Origin of the sequence: Arthrobacter sp. SO3 (assembly GCF_020532825.1) — a bacterium.
Classification (GTDB): domain Bacteria; phylum Actinomycetota; class Actinomycetes; order Actinomycetales; family Micrococcaceae; genus Arthrobacter.
Genome location: NZ_MQTS01000164.1, coordinates 1 through 2554, shown reverse-complemented (window position 1 = coordinate 2554; position 2554 = coordinate 1). Strand labels below are relative to the sequence as shown.

4 protein-coding genes are annotated in these 2554 nt (G+C 66.8%); all 4 read left to right on the top strand.

What is annotated here, in order from left to right:
* Nucleotides 1–247, top strand: a 247-nt coding sequence (locus tag BJQ90_RS15320) for a PUA domain-containing protein (protein WP_319004644.1), incomplete at its 5' end; no start/stop codon positions are given.
* 26 nt (nt 248–273) lie between these two features.
* On the top strand, nt 274–1629 hold the full coding sequence (locus BJQ90_RS15315) for a glutamate-5-semialdehyde dehydrogenase (RefSeq protein ID WP_264197323.1): 1356 nt from the start codon (nt 274–276) through the stop codon (nt 1627–1629).
* A gap of 80 nt (nt 1630–1709) precedes the next feature.
* Nucleotides 1710–1952, top strand: a complete 243-nt coding sequence (locus BJQ90_RS15310; protein ID WP_226761092.1) for a hypothetical protein — start codon at nt 1710–1712, stop codon at nt 1950–1952.
* Between the two features lie 55 nt (nt 1953–2007).
* Nucleotides 2008–2554 (top strand): nicotinate-nucleotide adenylyltransferase (gene nadD, locus BJQ90_RS15305; protein WP_264197322.1); only part of this gene is annotated, 547 nt, incomplete at its 3' end.

Sequence of the window (2554 nt, the reverse complement as noted above, 5' to 3'; positions counted from 1 at the left end):
GGCCGTGCGCGACCGCCACACCTCGCTGCTCCCGGCCGGGATCTCGGCGGTGGAAGGTAATTTCGAAGCGGGGGACGCCGTGGAAATGGTCGCCGCAGACGGCACCGTCGTTGCGCGCGGTCTGGTCAACTATTCCGCTGCCGAGTTGCCGCAGATGCTGGGCCGCTCCACGGTGGAACTCGGTGAGTCGCTGGGACGTGGATTTGACCGCGAGGTTGTTCATGTAGACGATCTGGTGCTGGTTTAGCAGGCGTGCCCGCCTAGACTTGAAGGATGACTGAGGCACTGATTCCCCAAGCTCCGGAGACTCCCAACGATGCCAGGCAGGCAGCGCCGCTGCGCGAGCTGAAGAATATGCGACCTTCAACCGCCGACGTCGAAGCAGCCGTCCACGCCATCGCCGACCGCTCGCGCCAGGCCGCCCGCAGGATGTCCCGTGCCAACCGGGCCTGGAAGGACCGCGGGCTCCGTGCCATCGCGGCCGCGCTGCTGGAGCGCAAGGCCCAGATCCTGGCCGCCAATTCCACGGACGTCGCCGCCGGGAAGACCAACGGCACGTCTGCGGCCATGCTGGACCGGCTCACCCTCACGGAAGCCCGCATCCAGGGCCTCGCCGACGCCCTGGAGAACCTCGCCAACCTGCCCGATCCGGTCGGCAACGTCGTGCGTGGCCAGACTCTCCCCAACGGGCTGCGGCTGCGCCAGGTCAACGTGCCCCTGGGCGTCGTCGCCGCCATCTACGAGGCGCGCCCCAACGTTACCGTCGATATCGCCGGACTCGGCCTGAAGAGCGGCAATGCTGTCATCCTGCGGGGCGGGACCGCGGCTGCCGCCACCAACGCCGCCCTCGTCACCGTGCTCCGCGACGCCCTCGAATCAGTGGGCCTGCCCGCCGACGCCGTGCAGAGCGTCGACCAGTACGGCCGCGAAGGCGCCAACGCCCTGATGCGCGCCCGCGGACGGGTCGACGTCCTGATTCCCCGCGGCGGCCGGGATCTGATCCAGTCCGTCGTGACGAACGCCAAGGTTCCCGTGATCGAGACCGGGGAGGGCAACGTGCACATCTTCCTGGACGCCTCGGCGGATGAGCACATGGCCGTGGAGATCCTGCTGAACGCCAAGACCCAGCGGCCCAGTGTCTGCAATACCGTCGAGACCCTGCTGGTCCACTCCGCGTCGACGGTGCTGCCGGCCGTGGCCACGGCCCTGCGCGCGGCCGGCGTCACCCTGCACGCCGACGAACGGATCCGCGCCGCGCTCCCGGCCTCGGTCGATTCGGTCCGCGCCACCGATGAGGACTGGGCCACCGAATACATGGACCTGGACCTCGCCGTGGCAATGGTGGACAGCCTGGACGACGCCGTCAAGCACATCCGCACCTGGTCCACCGGCCACACCGAAGCCATCCTGACCAATGACCTCGGCAACGCCGAACGCTTCATCGCGGAGATTGATTCGGCCGCCGTGATCGTCAACGCCTCCACCCGGTTCACCGACGGCGGCGAACTCGGCCTGGGCGCCGAGGTGGGCATCTCGACCCAGAAGCTGCACGCCCGCGGTCCGATGGGGTTGACGGAACTGACCACCACCAAGTGGATCGTCCAGGGCGAAGGCCAGATCAGGGCCTAGCAACGCTGTAACATGGAACAGAAGTCCGAAACGGCGGGGATACCCGCCGTCGTAAAATTTTGAACTCACTAGGGGAGAACATGCTGTCGCAGCAGATCGCCACAATCGTCGTCGCCGCCGCCGGCGGAACAGGCCACGAGGAACTCGCACCAATTATTGCGCCGCCGTTCGCCATTGGCGGCATCATGTTCGCGCTCCTTATGGTCCTGCTGTTCATCACGCTGTCCTACTCCAACCTGGGCAAGCGCCACGCAGCCGTCGAGGAGCACGCGGACCCGCACCGCCAGCACCCGAACAAGCACGATCACGGTAAAGGGCACTAATATTTCCGCCATCGGGAAGCAGCGCGGCGCCCAGCGCCGCCTGCGCCTGGGTGTGATGGGTGGCACGTTCGATCCCATCCACCACGGCCACCTTGTCGCGGCCAGCGAGGTCGCGGCCAAGTTCAACTTGGATGAAGTGGTCTTCGTGCCCACGGGCCAGCCCTGGCAGAAGATGAGCAAAAAGGTCAGCGAGGCCGAGCACCGCTACCTTATGACCGTGATCGCCACGGCCTCAAACCCCCGGTTCACCGTCAGCAGGGTGGACGTGGACCGGCCCGGCCCGACTTACACCATCGATACCCTCCGGGACCTGCACACGCTGCGTCCGGACGCGGACCTGTTCTTCATTACCGGCGCCGACGCCCTGGCCCAGATCCTGTCCTGGAAGGACATCGACGAGCTGTGGTCCCTCGCGCACTTCGTCGGGGTCACCCGTCCCGGCCACGTCCTGGACGGGATGGGCCGCAAGGACGTCAGCCTGCTCGAAGTTCCCGCCATGGCGATCTCCTCAACCGACTGCCGCACCCGCGTGGCGGCCGGGAACCCCGTTTGGTACCTCGTCCCTGACGGCGTGGTCCAGTACCTGTCTCTTATACACATCT

Excerpts from the sequence above, each read along its gene's own strand:
- BJQ90_RS15315 (WP_264197323.1), top strand. The coding sequence starts at position 274 with ATGACTGAGGCACTGATTCCCCAAGCTCCGGAGACTCCCAACGATGCC.
- BJQ90_RS15310 (WP_226761092.1), top strand. The coding sequence starts at position 1,710 with ATGCTGTCGCAGCAGATCGCCACAATCGTCGTCGCCGCCGCCGGCGGA.